Annotated in this window: 1 pseudogene; it reads left to right on the plus strand. The window is 65.1% G+C overall.

Features of this window, described 5'->3' with window-relative positions:
* A pseudogene (locus tag C5B90_RS20655) lies at positions 1-734 on the plus strand (hypothetical protein); the annotation flags it as partial.

The raw sequence follows: 734 nt of genomic DNA on the forward strand, positions 1-734 counted from the left end.
AGATCGCCGCCCTCAACGACGAGGTCCAGTACAATCTCACCACGGCAGATAGTGCTCGTGACGCCCGCGAGGAGGCACAGAGCGAGTACACGACCGCGTCCACAGAGCGGACGGAGCGGAAGAACGACTTCGAGAACGCACAAGCCGAGCTAGAACGCATCGAAGAGCGCCTCACCGAAGTCCGCGACGAGCGCGAAGCACGCGTGAACGAGCGCGACGACCTCGAAGCGCGCCTCGAAGAGGCAGAGGCAGACCTCGAAGACGCCGAGTCCGACCTCCAGACTCGGCTCGACGACCGGAACGAGCGCGTCGCGGCGTTCCTCCCTGCGGTCGACGACCCCGACGAGGTCACTGACGAGCACGAGCGCGCCGTCACGGGCCGTATCGAGGACCTCCGCGAGCAGCGCGAAGACCTGACCGGGACGAAACGCGAGGTCACAACGACACGCGAGCACACCAGCGAGGATCTCGAAGACGCGCGGTCTGAGCGAGACGACGCCGAAGACGAGTTAGCCGATGCCGAGGTCGAACTCGCTGACATAGTGGCCGACATCGAACGCGCCGAGGGCGACCTCTCGGAAGCCGAGGACGAGTTCGAACGCCGTCTCGACGAGCTCGCTTCACTCGGCTCCGACCTCGATATCGACATCACCTCGGAGAATCTTGGCGAGCTCCGCGACACGGACCTCCCGACCCGGCTCGAACAGGTCAACACCGAGTTGAACGACGTCGGG

This window comes from Haloferax sp. Atlit-12N (genome assembly GCF_003383095.1).
Lineage (GTDB): Archaea > Halobacteriota > Halobacteria > Halobacteriales > Haloferacaceae > Haloferax.